Annotated in this window: 13 protein-coding genes; 6 read left to right on the forward strand and 7 right to left on the reverse strand. The window is 67.1% G+C overall.

Translation table 11 applies throughout. The features are described from left to right. Positions 1 to 41 precede the first annotated feature (41 nt). From N2M23_RS03410 to N2M23_RS03435, 6 genes are read left to right on the forward strand one after another with little or no spacing between them, the layout of a single operon-like run. Positions 42 to 1,421, forward strand: coding sequence for an extracellular solute-binding protein (locus N2M23_RS03410; RefSeq protein ID WP_265443282.1), 1,380 nt, complete (start codon positions 42 to 44; stop codon positions 1,419 to 1,421). Next, positions 1,402 to 2,391, forward strand: a complete 990-nt coding sequence (locus tag N2M23_RS03415; RefSeq protein WP_265443283.1) for a carbohydrate ABC transporter permease — start codon at positions 1,402 to 1,404, stop codon at positions 2,389 to 2,391. The genes N2M23_RS03410 and N2M23_RS03415 overlap by 20 nt, the downstream gene beginning before the upstream one ends. After that, the gene (locus N2M23_RS03420; RefSeq protein ID WP_265443285.1) at positions 2,388 to 3,257 is read left to right on the forward strand and encodes a carbohydrate ABC transporter permease; all 870 of its coding nucleotides are present in this window, start codon (positions 2,388 to 2,390) and stop codon (positions 3,255 to 3,257) included. The genes N2M23_RS03415 and N2M23_RS03420 overlap by 4 nt, the downstream gene beginning before the upstream one ends. After that, complete coding sequence (locus N2M23_RS03425; RefSeq protein WP_265443287.1) at positions 3,257 to 4,984, forward strand: family 20 glycosylhydrolase; 1,728 nt, start codon at positions 3,257 to 3,259, stop codon at positions 4,982 to 4,984. The genes N2M23_RS03420 and N2M23_RS03425 overlap by 1 nt, the downstream gene beginning before the upstream one ends. Then, complete coding sequence (locus tag N2M23_RS03430; protein WP_265443289.1) at positions 4,977 to 6,401, forward strand: alpha-L-fucosidase; 1,425 nt, start codon at positions 4,977 to 4,979, stop codon at positions 6,399 to 6,401. The genes N2M23_RS03425 and N2M23_RS03430 overlap by 8 nt, the downstream gene beginning before the upstream one ends. Before the next feature lie 51 nt (positions 6,402 to 6,452). After that, on the forward strand, positions 6,453 to 7,979 hold the full coding sequence (locus N2M23_RS03435; RefSeq protein ID WP_265443291.1) for a hypothetical protein: 1,527 nt from the start codon (positions 6,453 to 6,455) through the stop codon (positions 7,977 to 7,979). A 14-nt stretch (positions 7,980 to 7,993) separates the two neighbouring features. Here the strand turns inward: N2M23_RS03435 and N2M23_RS03440 are convergent, their stop codons facing one another. From N2M23_RS03440 to N2M23_RS03470, 7 genes are read right to left on the reverse strand one after another with little or no spacing between them, the layout of a single operon-like run. After that, positions 7,994 to 9,163: an acyl-CoA dehydrogenase family protein gene (locus N2M23_RS03440; protein WP_265443293.1), complete on the reverse strand. Its 1,170-nt coding sequence runs from the start codon at positions 9,161 to 9,163 to the stop codon at positions 7,994 to 7,996. Between the two features lie 15 nt (positions 9,164 to 9,178). After that, positions 9,179 to 11,134: an acetyl/propionyl/methylcrotonyl-CoA carboxylase subunit alpha gene (locus tag N2M23_RS03445; protein WP_265443294.1), complete on the reverse strand. Its 1,956-nt coding sequence runs from the start codon at positions 11,132 to 11,134 to the stop codon at positions 9,179 to 9,181. A gap of 55 nt (positions 11,135 to 11,189) precedes the next feature. Then, a complete protein-coding gene (locus tag N2M23_RS03450) occupies positions 11,190 to 12,788 on the reverse strand; it encodes an acyl-CoA carboxylase subunit beta (protein ID WP_265443296.1) in 1,599 nt (532 codons plus the stop codon). Beyond that, entirely contained in the window at positions 12,785 to 13,945 is a 1,161-nt protein-coding gene (locus N2M23_RS03455) for an acyl-CoA dehydrogenase family protein (RefSeq protein ID WP_265443298.1), read from the reverse strand. Before N2M23_RS03455 ends, N2M23_RS03450 begins: the two co-directional genes overlap by 4 nt. After that, on the reverse strand, positions 13,942 to 15,657 hold the full coding sequence (locus N2M23_RS03460) for an acyclic terpene utilization AtuA family protein (protein ID WP_265443301.1): 1,716 nt from the start codon (positions 15,655 to 15,657) through the stop codon (positions 13,942 to 13,944). The genes N2M23_RS03455 and N2M23_RS03460 overlap by 4 nt, the downstream gene beginning before the upstream one ends. Next, positions 15,650 to 16,462 (reverse strand): TIGR03084 family metal-binding protein, encoded by an 813-nt coding sequence (locus N2M23_RS03465; protein WP_265443303.1) that lies wholly within the window; start codon positions 16,460 to 16,462, stop codon positions 15,650 to 15,652. Before N2M23_RS03465 ends, N2M23_RS03460 begins: the two co-directional genes overlap by 8 nt. Further along, positions 16,462 to 17,106, reverse strand: coding sequence for a TetR/AcrR family transcriptional regulator (locus N2M23_RS03470; protein WP_265443305.1), 645 nt, complete (start codon positions 17,104 to 17,106; stop codon positions 16,462 to 16,464). Before N2M23_RS03470 ends, N2M23_RS03465 begins: the two co-directional genes overlap by 1 nt. Positions 17,107 to 17,133 lie beyond the last annotated feature (27 nt).

Raw genomic sequence — 17,133 nt, forward strand, 5'->3', positions numbered from 1 at the left:
CGAACAGCGGCCACCGGCCGATCCAGAAGGGAAACACAACCATGAAGCGTCACAGCTCCCGCGGAGTCAGTGCCTTGTCCTGCCTCGCCGTCCTGGCGCTCGCCGGTTGCGGTGCATCCGGCAGCGACCCGGGCGCAGGTGGCGGCAGTGCGTCGGGCAACGCCAGCGGCGTGGCCGCCAAGCCGGCCGCCGGATGCAAGAGCGGCGACCAGAACCCGACGGGCAAGCCGGAAGGTGAGATCACCTTCCAGACCACCAACCTGAAGAAGGACTTCAGCGGGTTCTTCACCAAGCTGATCGCGGACTTCGAGAAGCAGTATCCCGACGTGAAGGTCAAGTGGATCGACGATCCCGGCGACGCCGGCTTCAACTCCCGCATCCTCGCGCAGGCTCGTGCCTGCGATCTTCCTGACGTCGTCAACGTCACGGCCGACACCGTCAACGAGCTCAACAAGGCGGGCGACCTCGTCGACATCGACAAGGTCGCGCCCGACGCGGGCAAGGTGTTCGTGCCGACCATCTGGGACTCGATCAAGTCAACGTCCAACGCGGCGCACCCTGCGCTGCCTTGGTATTGGGGACCATCGGTGCAGGTCTACAACAAGGACCTCTGGCAGAAGGCGGGTCTGTCCAAGCCGCCGACCACCGTGAACGGTCTGCTCGACGACGCGGTCCAGGTCGGCAAGAAGTCGGGCGGCAAGTACTACGCGATCATCGGCAACCGCGACTGGGACTACATGACGGACTGGCAGAGCCTCGGCGTGCAGTTGATGAACTCGGACCAGACGAAGTTCACCTTCGGCGATGACTCGAAGGCGGTGTCCTACCTCGACAAACTTCGTCAGGTCTACCAGTCCGGCGGGATGCGCAAGGACAGCGTGACTGGGCCCGGCGATCCGACCAACGACTACTCTGCGGGGACTTTGGTGTGGGGTTCGTCGAATGCGTCGTTCCTGCGTTACCTGCAGCAGAACGCGCCGAAGGTGTATGACGCCAGCGCGGTTGCGCCATACCCGACCAATCCCGACGGCACGGTGCCGTTCAACGGTCAGTACGTCTCGGTGCCGACGAACAGCAAGCACCAAGCGGCCGCTGTCGCGTTCGCGCGGTTCCTGACCAACGATGCCAACCAGCTCGCCTGGTGCAAGGACCCGAAGGTCGTGATCTTCCCGACGACCAGCGCGGCGTTGAAAGACCCCTATTTCACCAGCGGTTCGGGGTCCGGCGCCTTCGGGGAAGCGCGCAAGATCGCCGCGCAGGCTGCGCTGAAGGCAAAGGCAAACCCTGCCGTGCCGTACTTCTCGGGCACGGTGAGCACCGCGATCCAGAAGGCGTTCCAGCAAGTGGTCACCGGCCAGAAGCCGGCGGCTACGGCATTGAAGGAAGCACAGGATGCCGCGAATGCCAGCCTCGACAGCTGATTCCACGGTGATCGAGCGTCCGGGGCAGGTGGTGCACACCGCGCAGCCTGCCCCGGTGCGCCGGTCGAAGTCTCGTCCACAGTTGGGCGCCGAACGTTTCCGCAAGTGGTGGACGCCGTTGCTGTGGGTCGGTCCGTCGGTTGCTGCGCTGATCGCATTTTCGATCGTGCCGTTCGCCAACACCGTCGGGCTGTCGTTCACCGACGCCCGGGCACTCGGTGGTCCGGTGCGCAGTGTCGGCCTGGACAACTACCGGATCTTGTTGGAGAGCAACGAATTTCGCAACGCGGTCTTCAACAGCATCCTTTACATGCTGATCGCCGTGCCGCTGCTGGTGATGCTTCCCCTCTTGGTCGCGTGCCTGGTGAACGGCACCTTCCGGTTCGGCGGCTTCTTCCGCTCTGCGTTCTACATCCCGGCGGTCGCGTCGACCGTGGTGATCGCCATCGTCTGGCAGATGGCACTGCGAGATGATGGCCCGGTCAACGCCATTCTGACTGCGGTCACACCGATCCAGGAGGCGGTGCCGTTCCTCTCCGACCGCTGGCTTCTGCTCTTCTCGGCGATCGCGCTGACCGTGTGGAAGGGCATCGGCTTCTACATGGTGCTCTACCTGGCGGCTCTTGCGAACGTGGACGAGACGCTCTACGAGGCAGCCACGATCGACGGCGCCGGACCGGTCCGCCGCTTCTTCCACGTCACCCTGCCCGGCGTCCGGCCGATGATGTACGTCGTCGGCGTGCTGTCCGCCATCGGCTCTCTGCGGGTGTTCAGTGAGATCTACATTCTGGGCGGTCCCACCGGCGGCATCGGCGGCCAGGACGCGACCGTGCCGTTCTACATCCGCAATGTCGGCCTCGCGGTCGACGGCAAGCTGGGTCTCGGATCTGCAGCAAGCGTAATGCTTTTCGTGCTTACCGTCGGCTTCCTCCTCGCCAGCCAGCGGCTCGGATCGAAGGCAGAAGAATGAGCGCACTCTCCACGGACCGGACGACGGTCCCGAAGCGTAAGACGCCCAGGCGCGAGTCGGCCGGGCCGCTGCGATACGCCCTGCTCTGCCTCGTGCTGGTGGTCAGCCTCGCGCCGATCATCTGGCCGGTCATGACGTCGTTCAAGGCGGTCACCGAACAGGTCTTCGGTCCTTCGGCCACCTTGATCCCGCGCGCGTTCTCGCTGGACTCCTACCGCACGTTGTTCGCGCAGGTGCCGATCTGGCAGTACGTCCGCAACAGTTTGTTCTACTGCGCGTTGGCGGTCATCAGCCAAGTGGTGCTCGCCTCGACCTGTGGCTACATGCTCTCCCGCAAACACTGGCGCGGGCGCTGGCTGACGAATCTGCTGATCACCATCACGCTGATCTTCCCGTTCGAGGCCATCATGCTGTCCCTCTACACCCAGGTGCGCGCGATGGGTCTGCTCGACTCGGTGATCGGCGTGTGGCTGCCGGGGATGATCTCGGCATTCAACATTCTGGTGATGCGAGCGTCATTCGTGTCAGTGCCAACGGCTTTGGAGGAGTCAGCGCTGATGGACGGTGCCGGTGAGTTCCGGCGGTTCTGGAGCATCTACCTGCCGTCGGCGAAGGGCGCCCTGACCATCGTCGCACTCACCGCCGCCGTCGGCGCGTGGGACGATTTTCTCTGGCCGCTCATCGTGCTGCGCTCGGACACCAACTTCACGCTCCCGGTCGGCCTGGCCACTTTGCAGTCGAGCTTCGGTTTCGACGTCAAGGTGGTGCTCGCCGGAGCGGTCGTGGCGCTGGTTCCGGTGGTGGCCTTGTTCTTCGCCCTGCAACGTTTCTTCTTCCGCGGCGTCGAGTCGGGCGGTGTGAAGTAATGACGGACGCGCTCACTCGTCCGCGGCTCCTCGAGCCCGACGACGCACGACTGGATCGCGCACGGGAACGGCTGCGCACCGCCTTCGAGACGTATGACGGCAGCCACGACCACGCAGCACCGCCGGCGCTGGTGCACGATCCGACCCTGTCGGCTGCCGCATACCGGCTCACCGTGCGTGACGGCGTCGCAGTGGTCGCGGGGTCCGACACCGACGGCCTTCGCCACGGTATCCATGCCCTGGCGAAACTGGTGGTGCGCCAGCATGGCCGACTGACCGACGTCGTGGTGGAACAATCGCCGGCGCTGACAGTGCGCGGGGTGTGTCTCGACGTCGGCCGACGGCGTTGGCGGACCGAGACTCTGCGTGCGTTCATCGACGAGATGGCGTGGCTGGGTCTGAACCGTTTGCAACTTCACCTGACCGAGTGGAATGCCTTCCGAATAGGCTTGTCAGACATCAGATTTCGTGGTTTGGCCGACCCCGATCACTACTCGTCGGATGAGCTGAACGAACTGATCGAGCTCGCGCACGCCGATGGCATCGCGGTGAGTGTCGAGCTCAATCTGCCCGCACATTGCACGGCGCTGATCGAGGCGTTCCCCGACCTGGGCGTCCGTGGCTCGGACGTGGTGCTTGCGGACGGGTCGACGTGGACCGGCTTCCCGACCACGGGATGGATGCTCGACATTGCTCGTCCGCAGGTGGTCGACTTCTGCACGGACTTGGTGCGTGCCGTCGTCAGCGAAGTGCACGCCGATGCCTACCACCTGGGCGGCGACGAATGGTTCGGCTCGGAGGAGTTGGCGAGGTCGCCCGGCCTGCAGGCAGCGGCGTCGGACCTCGCTGCGCGCGCCGGCGCTCCGGGCGCTGCGTCATACACGCCGGCAGACGTGGTCGTCGACTTCCTCAACCGAATGTGTGCGGTGGTCCGGGAAGCCGGCGGGCGTGCTGAGATCTGGTCCTGGTGGGATCAGGCGGGTGCCGTTGCAGTGCAACCGGATTCGACCACGACCATCACCGCCTGGGGAGCAGGCGACGAAGCGTCTCGGCTGGTGGCGCAGGGATACTCGGTCGTGGCGAGTCCAGAGGACACGCATTACGTCACCCCGCGGACCGCGCCCGGCAACTTGCCCGGGGTCAACTACGTCGCAGTGGACTGTCAGCGGCTGTCGTCGGGGCCACTGCAGACCGGTGGCGGGGAGCAGTTGGCGATCTGGTGCGACTGGGCCGAGGAGCAGCCGGACGAATACTTCCTCTGGTACGCCGCGGCTGCCCTGCGAGTCTTTGCCACACGTGCCTGGGACGGTCCATCGCCCGAAGCGGACAACGCAGCAGCTCAGCATGATCTGATCCGCCGCCCGGGCACCCGTGGCGTCGGTGGCCCACGGGTCGTGGTGGGCGGCGATGAGCGGCTCGTCGGAGTTCGGATCAACGCCGTGTCCGGCGCGCACGTGACGTCGATCGGCGGCAAATGGACGCACGAGACCGCCCGATTGCTCGATCGATGGCGCGGCGCCGTGATCGAGATCGCGGCCCCCTCGGGCCCATGGCACGAGCTGATGCGTCTGGACAAGCAACTGCCACCTACCTGGATGTCGCTGCCGCTGAACGAAGTTGGGCCGTTGGATTGTCGGCTGCGCCTCGCGGGCCCGGGTGAGCCGACGATCGACCAGGTGGAATGGCTCGTTGCCGATGGCCTGGATGAGGAGAGTGCGCATGTCTGATAGCTCGCTGGACTCCGCCGCTCCACTACGACCGAGTCTCGGTGCGGGGGTGGTCAGTTACGAGGCGGACCCGGGTTATGTCTGGCCGGCCGACGAGGCGGTGCGGCAGCGCCTTTCCCGCTGGCAGGGTCTGAAGTTCGGCATCATCGTGCATTGGGGCCTCTACGCCGCGCTGGGTGAGGACGGCAGCTGGACGTTGTGCCGATCCCGCGACGAGGGATGCATGCAGATCCCTGCGGAGTTCGACGGGGACGACGACGCGTGGCAGGAACACTACGTGAGCTCGCGGAAGTCTTTCACCGGCAGCGCATTCGACGCCTCCGAGTGGATGGACGCGATTGACGGAGCCGGAGCTCGTTACGTCGTGCTGACGACGAAGCATCACGACGGATTCAGCATGTTCGACACTGCGCTCAGCGACTACAAGTCGACAGCGGCCGATGTGCCGTTCGGTCGGGACTTCGTGGCCGAGCTGACCTCGCAGGCCGCCGCGCGCGGGCTCCGGACCGGTCTCTACTTCTCCAAGGCTGATTGGCATCACCCTGGCTACTGGGCACCCGACCGCGCCCCGGTCGACCGTTTCCACAACCACGACGATCCCCGGTTGTGGTCGCAGTTCGTCGATTTCACGCACGGCCAGCTGCGCGAACTGCTCACTGGCTACGGTGAGGTCGACGTGCTCTGGCTGGATGCGGGCTGGGTGAAGGCGCCCCGTGAAGACGTGAAAATCAATGAGCTCGCCACCCTGGCAAGGCAGCTCAGGCCGGGGATTCTCGTCGTCGACCGCGAGGTGCATACCAGCGTCGAGGACTACCGCACCCCGGAGCAGCGCATACCGGATGGTCGACTCGACCACCCCTGGGAATCCTGCATCACATTGACCGACCACTGGTGCACCGTGCCCGACCCCGGCCCGCGTAAGTCGGTGCGCGAGGTGGCGCAGCTGCTGGTGACGATTGTGGCGCGAGGAGGCAATCTGTTGCTCGGCGTGGGGCCCGACGGCGAGGGCCGAATGCCCGATGACATTGCCGAATCACTGCGAGCAATAGGTGAATTCGTCACATCGATCGGACCGGCGATCTTCGACACGCGGCCGGTGACGGAGGGTGTGGTGAGCGGCATCGGCGGGAGTGAGCAGCTCGTGGACGACCAGGGCCGCACCTGGTGGCTCACCCAGGCGGGGGACCGGATCAATCTCATACACCTGCACGAGCCGGGGTCGGTCAACGATGGGCTGCTGCGTATCCCGTTGGCTGCCGAACCACGCGACGTGCAGGTTTCCGGGTCCCAGCGATCCACCGGATGGCGATGGATCGACGGAGCCGCTGTCGTCGGCCTGGCCGGCGACGACGCTGGCAGCGAGGTGCCGACCACCGTCGTGTCGATCGAGCTGGTGGCGACTGGACCGGAGCACTGACTGCGACGGCGATCGCCGGCGCGGATCCCGCGAAAACGGAAGGACCAGAACATGTCTCAGAACGCTCAGCACCGCAAACGATCCGGCGTCACCCGACGGTCGGCGTTGGCCGGAGTCGCCGCAGGCCTTGGCACTCTCGGCCTGGCAGGCACGGTGGCGGCGCCCTCCCGTGCTGCCGTCTCGTCTACCGCGGCGTCGAAGGCCGAGTTGGCTTTCCTCGACCGAGGGCTTCAGCACGGCGCCTGGGCGGCGCAGTCGTCCGCCGGCGGTAGGTACGTGCCTCCGGCATCCGCCTGGAACCGAACGGGATTCACCATGCCCACGTTCTATGAACCCGGGCAGTACAACGCATCTCTCATCGCCGAACTGGGCGACACGCTCTGGGCGACCGCCGAGGCGCCGACCGGCGGTCACATGACCTCGGGTCCCGGCAGCGGTCCCTTCCTCACCGCCGAGCAGCGAGCGAACGTCGGCAATCTCTTCTCGATCTGTCTTGGTGACGAGGAGCCTTACTCATCCCAGATCCAGACCTGGACCGCGCAGTGGGCGGCGAAGGCGCGGGCCGAGGCGCCGAACGCCTTGATCCACACCAACCAGTACTCCGGCCAGTGGTCCGACGCGCAACTGCGCTCCTACATTGCCGCGGTACAGCCGGATCTGCTCACGTGGGACGACTACTACTACTCGACTTCGGGCAACGGCAGGTTCAACGCCGGCAGCGTGACGCCGCTCTACAACGACACGTGGCGTTATCGGAACCTCGCCCTGGGCGGACTCGACGGCAACGGGACCTCACCGCTCAACTTCGGGCAATACACCCTCGGCTACTGCCAGGGTTCCAGCCAAGCCGGAACCGGGCCTCGCGTCCCGTCGCAGTCGGAGTTGTGGCTGCCGTCATACGTGACCTGGACGCTCGGCGGCAAGTGGCTGAACCTCTTCCGGTGGGAGTCGGGCGCCGACTATTGGCTGCTCAACGACAGCACCGGCGCGCTGACCTATTTCGTCGACTGGTACGGCGAACTCAATGCCGCGATGCGACGCTTGAGCCCCTATCTGGTCCGCCTGCGCAGCGTCAACGCCGGACTGGTCCACGGGCAATACAACAACGGCGTCCCGGTCTCGACGCCGGAGTCATCCATCCCGGCCTTCTCGGCGACGACGGATGCCGGGACCGGTGTGACCGGGGTGCGAGTGAGCACCGTGTCCCCACGCAACGGTGGACTGCCGGGTGACGTCCTCGTCGGCACCTTCCGGCCAATCCCCGGGTTGAGCACAGCTCAATTGGGTTCGTACATACCAAAACCCACGACGCCGTTCTTCATGGTCGTCAACGCCATGGGAGTCGCGAACGACGACATCTATTCGCGTAGCAGCACCGGTGGCGAGAGCGCCGCGAACGCTCAGGGCATCACGCTCACGCTCAACCCGAGCGCCGCAGGTTCGACACCGACGGGTCTGCGGATGCTCGACCCGACGACCGGGGCGGTGAGTTCGCCCGCGCTCAGCGGCTCGGGCAGCAGCTACACCACGACGGTGTCGATCGGAGCGGCGGCTGGTTGCCTCTTCTGGTGGGTGTGACTCTCACCTTCAGCTCAGTACGACTTCGGCAACCCGAGGCTGAACTGTGCGACGAAGTTGAGCGCCATCTCCCGGCTCACCGGCGCGATGCGGGTGAGCCGGGAGGCGCCGACCATGTGCACCAGGCCGTACTCGTCGGCCAGCCCGTTGCCGCCGTGCACCTGGACCGCGCGGTCAACGGTCGTGCAAGCCGCTTCTGCCGCAGCGTATTTCGCCATATTCGCTGACTCGCCGGCGAGCAGGTATTCGCCGGCCTCGTAAAGGGCGGCCGCTCGCTGGGTCATCAGCCGCGCCATGTTGATCTCGACGTAGGACTGCGCGAGAGGGTGCGCGACGGCCTGGTGCTGCCCGATCGGCACCCCCCACACCTCGCGTTCCTTGGCGTATGACGTGGCCTTCTCCAGGGCACGACGCGCCATCCCGGTTGCCGATGACGCCGCCATGATGCGCTCGGGGTTGAGCCCGGCGAACAGCTGGTCGATGCCCGCGTCCTCACTGCCGACGAGTGCGTCGGCGGGCAGCTTCACGTTGTCGATGTGGACCACGAACTGCTTCTCCGGGCCGACGATGCCCATCTCGATCTGGTTGTAGGAGAAGCCTTCTGCGTCGGTCGGCACCACGAAGAGCGCCGGCCGTAGCTTGCCGGTCTTGGCGCTCTCCACCCGGCCGACAACGAGTACGTCGCTGACCTCGTCGACTCCGGAGATGTAGACCTTGCCGCCGTTGAGGGTCCAGCCGTCGTCGGTGCGGGTCGCGGTCGTGGTGATGTTGTGCGAGTTGGACCCGGCGTCCGGCTCGGTGATCGCGAACGCCATCTTGCGGGTGCCGTCGGCGAAGCCGGGCAGCCACCGCTGCTTCTGCTCGTCAGTGCCATATGACGCGATGATGGTCCCGCAGATGGCGGGTGACACGACCATGAGCAGCAGCGGGCAACCCGCGGCCGAGAGCTCCTCACACACCGCGGCCAGGTCGCCGATGCCGCCGCCGCCACCGCCATACTCCTCGGGCACGGCGACGCCGAGGAAGCCCTGCTTGCCCGCGTCGGCCCACAGCTCGTCGGTCTTCTTGCCGGCGCGGGCCTGCTCCAGCCAGTAATCCTCGCCGTACTTGCTCGCGAAGGCTGCGACGGACTTGCGCAGCGCTTGCCGTTCCTCGGTCTCGGTGAAGGGAATCTGATCAGCCATGAGGATCTCCAATGTTTATTCAGCAGAGTCGTTTTCGTCGATGACAGCCAGCACGGCGCCAGCGGTGACCTGGCTGCCGACGCTGACCGGGAGTTCACTGACCACGCCGTCGGTAGGTGCGGTGATCGAGTGCTGCATCTTCATCGCCTCGAGCACTAGCAAGGGGGCGCCGGCGGTCACCGAGTCGCCGACGGCCGCGCTCACCGCGGTAACGACGCCCGGCATGGGGGCCAGCAGCGACCCGCTGGCCACCGCCTCCTGCGGGTCGACGAAGCGCGGCACCAGGGCGAGATCGACCGCGCCGTGTGGGCCGTCGACGTGGGTGGTGTCGTCGATGCGGCCCACGCGGTATGCCGACTGCACGTCGCCGGAGCGCAACCGCACACCGTCGGCGTCGACCCGTTCGGCAGTCAGGGCCTCGTCGGCGGGTGCGAGCCGTCCGCCGATCGACCGATAGGCCACGGTGACCTCGTCCTCGCCGAGCAGGTAGGTGCGGGTCTGGTCCTTCGAGCGAACGTTGCGCCATGCAGCTGGGATCCGCTGCTGCACCCGCCGACTGCGCTGTGCGGCGGTCGCATCCGCGAGCGCAGCGGCGGTGACCGCTTGCCCCGCGTCCGGTGCGACGGCCGACTCGATCCACTGGTCGATGCGCTCGTCGAGCAGTGACGTGTGCACCCGACCCGCAACGAACTCCTCGTCGGTGAGGATCGAGCGCAGCACTGCGGCGTTGGTGAGCACCCCGTGCACGCGTCCGCGACGCAGAGCGTCGGAGAGCATCCGGGTGGCAGCCTCGCGCGTCGGCCCCCAGACGATGACCTTGGCAAGCATCGGGTCGTAGTGAATGCTGACCGTAGATCCGCTCTCGACCGCCGAGTCGAGGCGCAGACCCGGGCGATCGAGTCTGCTGAATCGCGCGGCTGCCGCTGGGAAATCGAACGATTCGACGGTGCCGGTCTGTGGCGCCCAGCCGTGTGCCGGGTCCTCGGCGTACAGCCGCACCTCGATGGCGTGCCCGTTCGGGGCGAAGTCACGCTCGGGCAGTGCACCGCCCTCGGCGACGGTGAGCTGGCCGGCCACCAGATCGGTGTCGGTGACACACTCGGTCACCGGGTGCTCGACCTGCAACCGGGTGTTCATCTCCAGGAAGTAGACCGACTCGCCCTGGACGAGGAATTCCACCGTGCCGGCACCGACGTAGTCGACCGCGCCGACCGCCTTGCGCGCGGCGTCGAACAGTCGATCTCGCACGCTGTCCGGCAGATTCGGCGCCGGTGCCTCCTCGACCACCTTCTGATGGCGTCGCTGGATGGAGCAGTCGCGTTCGCCGACGACCCAGCAGGTGCCGTGCTGGTCGGCGAGGACCTGCACCTCGACGTGGCGGGCGGTCGGTAGGTAGGGCTCCACGAAGACGGTGTCATCGCCGAAGGCGGACCTCGCTTCGTCACGCGCCGCCTCGAGTTCACCGGTGAGTTGATCGCGGGCACGCACGACGCGCATCCCTCGGCCGCCGCCGCCGAAGGCCGCCTTCACCAGCAACGGGAAGGCGTCGTCTGCGACGTTGTCGACATCGATGTCGAGTGTCGGCACGCCGGCGGCTCGCATGAGCGCCTTCGCCTCGATCTTCGACCCCATCGAGGCGATCGTCTCGGGGCGAGGACCGACCCAGGTGATGCCGGCATCCGTCACCTGGGCGGCGAATTCGGCGTTCTCAGAAAGGAATCCGTAACCCGGGTGAATCGCGTCGGCGCCGGACGACTTCGCAGCGGCGACGATCAGGTCGCCGCGCAGATACGTCTCGGACGGCGCGTCACCAGGCAGGCGCACCGCATAGTCGGCCTCCCGCACGAACGGCGCGTCGGCGTCCGCGTCCGAGTGGACGGCGACGGTCTCAATGCCGAGTTGGCGGCACGTGGCGAAAACTCGGCGGGCGATTTCGCCGCGGTTGGCGACGAGCAATCGTCGAATCGTCATTGTGTTGCCCCCGGAAGGTAGCGAGTGGCGTAGGAGCGAGGACTCTTCGGAGTAATCACAGTCGGAACACTCCGAATCCCTCGGCACCACGGATGGCGGTCGTGTTGATCGCGGACAGGCAGATGCCGAGCACGGTGCGGGTGTCACGCGGGTCGATGACGCCGTCGTCGTACAACATGCCGGAGATGACGTATGACGTGGACTCCGCCTCGATCTGCTTCTCGACCAGCTCGCGCATCTGGGCGTCGGCGTCCTCGTCGAACGGCACGCCCTTCTTCTCGGCGGACGCGCGGGAGACGATCGAGATCACGCCGGCGAGCTGCGCGGCGCCCATCACTGCCGACTTGGCGTTGACCCAACTGAACATGAAGCGCGGGTCGTAGGCACGGCCGCTCATGCCGTAATTGCCTGCACCGTATGACGATCCGATCACCACGCTGAGGTGCGGGACAGTCGAGTTGGAGACCGCGTTGATCATCTGCGCGCCGTGCTTGATGATGCCGCGCTGCTCATACTCCTTGCCGACCATGTAGCCGGTGGTGTTGTGCAGGAAGAGCAGCGGGGTGTCGATCTGGTTGGCGAGCTGGATGAACTGCGCCGCCTTCTGCGCCTCCTCGCTGAAGAGGACGCCCTGCGCGTTGGCGAGGATCCCGATCGGGTGACCGTGCAGGTTGGCCCAGCCGGTCACCAGGCTCGACCCGTAGAGCGGCTTGAACTCATCGAAGTCCGAACCGTCGACGATCCGGCCGATCACTTCACGGGGATCGAACGGCTCCTTCGGGTCCGATGGCACGAGCCCGAGCAGTTCCTCGGCGTCCAGCACCGGGTCGGCGTAGTCGGTCGCGGGGACCAGCCCTTGCTTCTGCCAGTTGAGCCGGCGGATGATCGACCGGCCGATCCGGATCGCGTCGAGTTCGTCGCTTGCCAGGTAGTCAGCCAGGCCGGACTGACGCGCATGCATCTCGGCGCCACCGAGCGATTCGTCATCGGAGTCCTCACCGGTCGCCATCTTCACCAGTGGGGGGCCAGCCAGGAAGACCTTGGCGCCGCCCTTGACCATGACCGTGTAGTCACTCATGCCGGGGATGTACGCGCCACCGGCGGTCGAATTGCCGAAAACCAAGGACACAGTGGGACGTCGGGCCGCGCTGGCGCGAGTCAGGTTGCGGAAACCGGCACCCCCCGGAATGAAGATCTCCTTCTGGGTGGGCAGGTCCGCGCCACCGGACTCGACCAGGTTGATCGTCGGCAGGTTGTTCTCCGCGGCGATCTGCGCAGCTCGTCCCGACTTCTTCAGCGTCGACGGGTTGGAGGCGCCACCGCGCGACGTCGGGTCGTTGGCGACGATCAGGCACTCGGTGCCCTCGACGACGCCGATGCCGGTGACGACGTTGCCGCCGACCGGGAAGTCGCTGCCCCACGCGGCGAGGGTGGACAGCTCGAGGAACGCGCTGTCCCGGTCGAGCAGCAACTCGATCCGCTCTCGGGCGAGCAGCTTGCCGCGCTTACGGTGCCGGTCGACATACTTCTCGCCGCCCCCGGCGAGCGCCTTGGCCTGCTGCACGTCGAGGTCGGCGACGCGCTCCAGCATGGCCTCCCGGTTTGCCAGGTAGGCAGGGGAATTGGGGTCGATCGTCGACCGTATGACGGTCACCGTTTGCCTCCTGAGCTATAGCCGAGCAGCTTGGCTGCGAGGTCGTCGAGAATCTCGTTGGTGCCGCCGCCGATGCCGAGGATGCGCGAGTCGCGGTAATGCCGCTCGACCTCCGACTCGCGCAGGTAACCCGCGCCGCCGAAGATCTGCACTGCCTCGTCGACCACGTAATCGCAGGCCTCGACGGCTGAGTTCTTGGCAAGGCATGCATCGGCGATCGGCTCCTCGCCCGCCGCGGCTCGCTCGATCACCGACCGGGTGAGCGCCCGCGACTCGGCGACTCGCCGGTGCATCTTGACCAGCTTGTGCCGGATCGCCTGCCGGTCGATGATCGGCCGGCCGAAAGTCTCTCGCGTGCGGGCATATTCGGTGGCCAGGTCGAGCGCGCGCTGGGCGACGGCGTAGCCGTGCACCGCAAGGTTGATGCGCTCATTGACGAATTGCCGCATGACGGCGACGAATCCCTCGCCCTCGCCACCGACCAGCTGACTCGCCGGCACCGGGGTGTTGTCGAAGGTGAGCTCGGCGGTGTCCGAGCAGTGCCAGCCCATCTTGCGCAGCGGCTGGGAGACCGAGAAGCCGGGCAGTCCCTTGTCGATCACCAGCAGGCTCAGCCCGTCGTGCCCGTCGCCGCCGGTGCGCACGAGGGTGGTGACGAAGTCGGACCGAACCCCGCTGGTGATGAACATCTTCGAGCCGGTGACCAGGTAGTTGTCACCGTCGCGCACGGCACGGGTGCGCACGGCCGCGACGTCGGACCCTCCGCCGGGTTCGGTGACGCCGAGGGACCCGATGAGTTCGCCGGCCAGGGTTGGTCGGGCGTAGCGGTCGATCAGGTCGGTGTTGCCGGACGCCACGATGTGCGGGATCGCGATGCCGTGGGTGAAGAGGCAGGCGATCAGTCCACTGGAGCCGCCGGCCTGGATAATCGCCTCGGCGACGATCGAGACGTCGATGATGTCGCCACCCGAGCCGCCAACCTCCTCTGCGAAACCAACTCCGAGATAACCGGATTCGGCCATCGTTCGGTGCAGCTCCCGCGGTATGGCGCCGTCGTCCTCCCATTGGGACAACTGCGGAGCGATGTGCTTCTTGGTGAAGCGGGTGACCGCGTCGCGCAGGGCGACGCGTTCGGGGGTGAGCCAGATGTCGGTCACAGTGCGATCCCTTCGGGGACGTCGACGACCCGGGCACGCAGCCACTCACCGAGTGCCTTCGCCTGCGGATCGAAGCGGGTGGAGGCGGCGACCCCGTCGCCGAGGAGGCCGTGGATGACGACGTTGACTCCGCGCAGGTTGGGCAGCGGCCACACGTCAATGGCCAAGTCGGCGGCCTCGGGCAGCAGCCACCGGATGCCGTCGACGGTCAGCAGATTTGCCAGCCAGGCGTACGCGCGTTCGGGGTCGGGGCTGCTCTGCGGGATCCAGACGCCGACGTTGGCGTCGCCGCCCTTGTCACCGCTGCGGGCGTAGGCAACCGCACCCAGCGGGAGCCGGTCGGTCGGGCCGCCCGGTGCCGGTGGCACGTCGGCAGCGCGGTCCGGGTCGAGGGTGGTTTCCATCAGCGGCGGTACGGGGATCTCGATCGTGTCGTCGCCGAGGATCACCCGGTGGGGCACCGACGTCTGTGGCACGTACTCGGGGCGGTAGACGCCGAACGGCGTCGCCTTGGCCGGGGGAGCGGTCGTGGTGAAGCCGGGGTATGACGCCAGCGCCAGCTCGACGGCGGCCCCGCTGAACGCGCGGCCGACCGGCGCCTCACGCTCGTCGCGCACCTGGCATCGCAGCAATGCCGTTGCGGCCCATTGCGATTGCGGGTCCGCAGTGTCTGCGCGGTCGAGTCGCCATACGACCTCGTCGGGTGGGTCGCTGGCGAGTGCCGCGGTGAGCTGGGACTTGATCAGGTCGGCCTTGTGCTCGATCTGCAGGCCGGTCAGCACGAAGTCGGCGGAGTTGCGGAAGCCACCCAGCCGGTTGAGCGCGACCTTGGTGGTGTCGGGCGGCGCGCTGCCTCGCACGCCGGAGATCCGCACCCGGTCCTTGCTTTCCTGTGCCAGCTGCACGGTGTCGAGGTGGGCGACCACGTCGGGGTTGAGGTAGCTCGGACCGCCGATCTCGTAGACGAGCTGAGCGGTCACCGTGTCGACGGTGACCGCACCGCCGGTGCCGACGTGCTTGGTGATGATGCTGCTGCCGTCAGCGGCGATCTCCGCGATCGGGAAGCCGGGATGCGCCAGATCACCGACCGTGTCAAAGCCAGAGAAGTTGCCACCGGTCGCCTGCGCGCCGCATTCGATCACATGACCGGCGACGAGTGCCCCGGCCAGCTGGTCGAAATCGTCGCGCCCCCACGCAAATTCGGCGATCGCTGGGCCCATCGTCACCGAGGCGTCGGTGACGCGTCCGGTCACCACGATGTCGGCGCCCTGACGCACCGCCTCCGCGATGCCGAAGGCTCCGAGGTAGGCGTTCGCGGTCAGTGCGTCACCGAAGCCGAACTCGGCAGCACGCGGTCGCAGGTCGTCGCCCTCGACGTGCGCCACGGTGACGTCGATTTCCAGCTCCGCGGCGAGGGCACGCACGACCTGCGCAAGTCCGGCCGGGTTGAGTCCGCCGGCATTGCTGACGATCCGCACACCTTGTGCCTTGGCCAGCGCGAGACAGTCGGCGAGCTGCCTCAGGAAAGTCTTGGCATAACCGGTGGAGGAGTCCTTGAGTTGGTCACGGCCGAGGATCAGCATGGTGAGCTCGGCGAGGTAGTCGCCGGTGATGACGTCCACCGTGCCACCCTCCAGCTGTTCCCGCATCGCCGAGAGGCGATCGCCGTAGAACCCGGATGCGTTCGCGACCCGTAGCACTCGGTCAGTCATCCTTGTTGCCGCTCCTCACAGGGTCGTTGCCAGGCGGTCCGGCGAACGCCTGCACGATGCCGAGCCACTCCTTCGCGGCGTCACCCTCGGCGATGAGCGCGGTGTCGTCCGGGTGCAGGCGCCGTACGGCGACCCGCGCGAAATCCCATGCGGGACCGGTGATTCGGTCGCTTGCGGTGTCGTCACCCCAGGACCAGATCTCGCCGCTCGGAGCCGTGAGTTCGACATACACCGGCGTCTGCGGAGCGGGCAGGCCGCGCACGGCGTGCACGAAACCGCGGGTGGCGACGCCGAGGTGGCAGACGTGCCGGATGCGATCGGTCGGCTCCGGCTCGGCGCCAACGGCCGCGGCGACGTCGAGGCCGTGCGCCCAGGTCTCCATGATGCGGGCGGTTGCCATCGAGGTCGCCTTCATCGGCGGCCCGAACCATGGGATGCGGGTGTCGCGCGGAGTCGCCCGCAGCGCGGCGGCGAGCGCCGCGCGACTGCCATCCCACCGGGCGAGCAGCTCGTCGGCCGGCAGGCCGGCGAGCTCGTCCGCGCCGTCGTCGACGAACGACTCCGGTGACTTGGCACCTTCTTCCAGCACGGCATTCCAGTCGTATGGCGCAGCGACCCCTTCGACCACGGATGCGACTGCGCTGGTTGCCATTTCGTCGGTCCAGGTCAGATGCGCGATCTGGTGGGCAACATCCCAGCCCTCGGCGGGAGTGGGGGTCTGCAACGTCGTGGCGGAGCCGTCCGCGACCCGCGCTCTGACTGCGGCGGACTCGGCAGCCAGGTCATCCAGCAGGCTTTCGAGCATCAGCGTGCCTTTCCGGTGGGAGCCGCTCCGGCAACGGCGGGCCGGGCGTTGTTGTCGATGAGTTCGGCCCACTCGGCGAGGATGCGGCCTCGCCGGCGGCTGTCGTCGCTCAGCGTGTTGGCCAGACCGAAGCCACGCATCATGTCGAGCGTGCCCTGCACCAACGCCCGGGTCGGCGGGTGCGAGTCGTCCACCCCGAGCAGTTCGACGGCAAGCCGGTGCTCCTCACGACCCCACCGGCGCTCGATCGGCCGCACGATCTCGAGCAGCTCGGCGTCGGTGCGCGCCGCGACCCACAACTCCAACGATGCGACGAAGATCGCCGAGGTGAAGTGATCTGCCAACAGTCCCAACGTTTTTCGGGTGCTGTGACCGCGGCCGTGGATTGCCTCGTCATGCCGGCGCTCGAGGTCGCCGTTCAGTTGATCGGCCAGGTGCTGCACCGATGCCACGACGAGCTCGCGTTTGGAGGGGAAGTGGTGCAGCTGCGCGCCACGCGAGACCCCGGCGCGTTCGGACACCAGCGTTGTCGTGGTCCCGGCCCAGCCGCGCTCGACCAGGCAGTCGATCGTCGCCTGCATCAGCCTGGCCCGCATCACGCGGGTGCGCTCGGGCTGCGGCGTGCGCTGGGCGGGAACTGTCACCCGGCCAGCATGCCGGGCGCACATAAA

Origin of the sequence: Flexivirga meconopsidis (genome assembly GCF_026162425.1) — a bacterium.
GTDB lineage: Bacteria > Actinomycetota > Actinomycetes > Actinomycetales > Dermatophilaceae > Flexivirga > Flexivirga meconopsidis.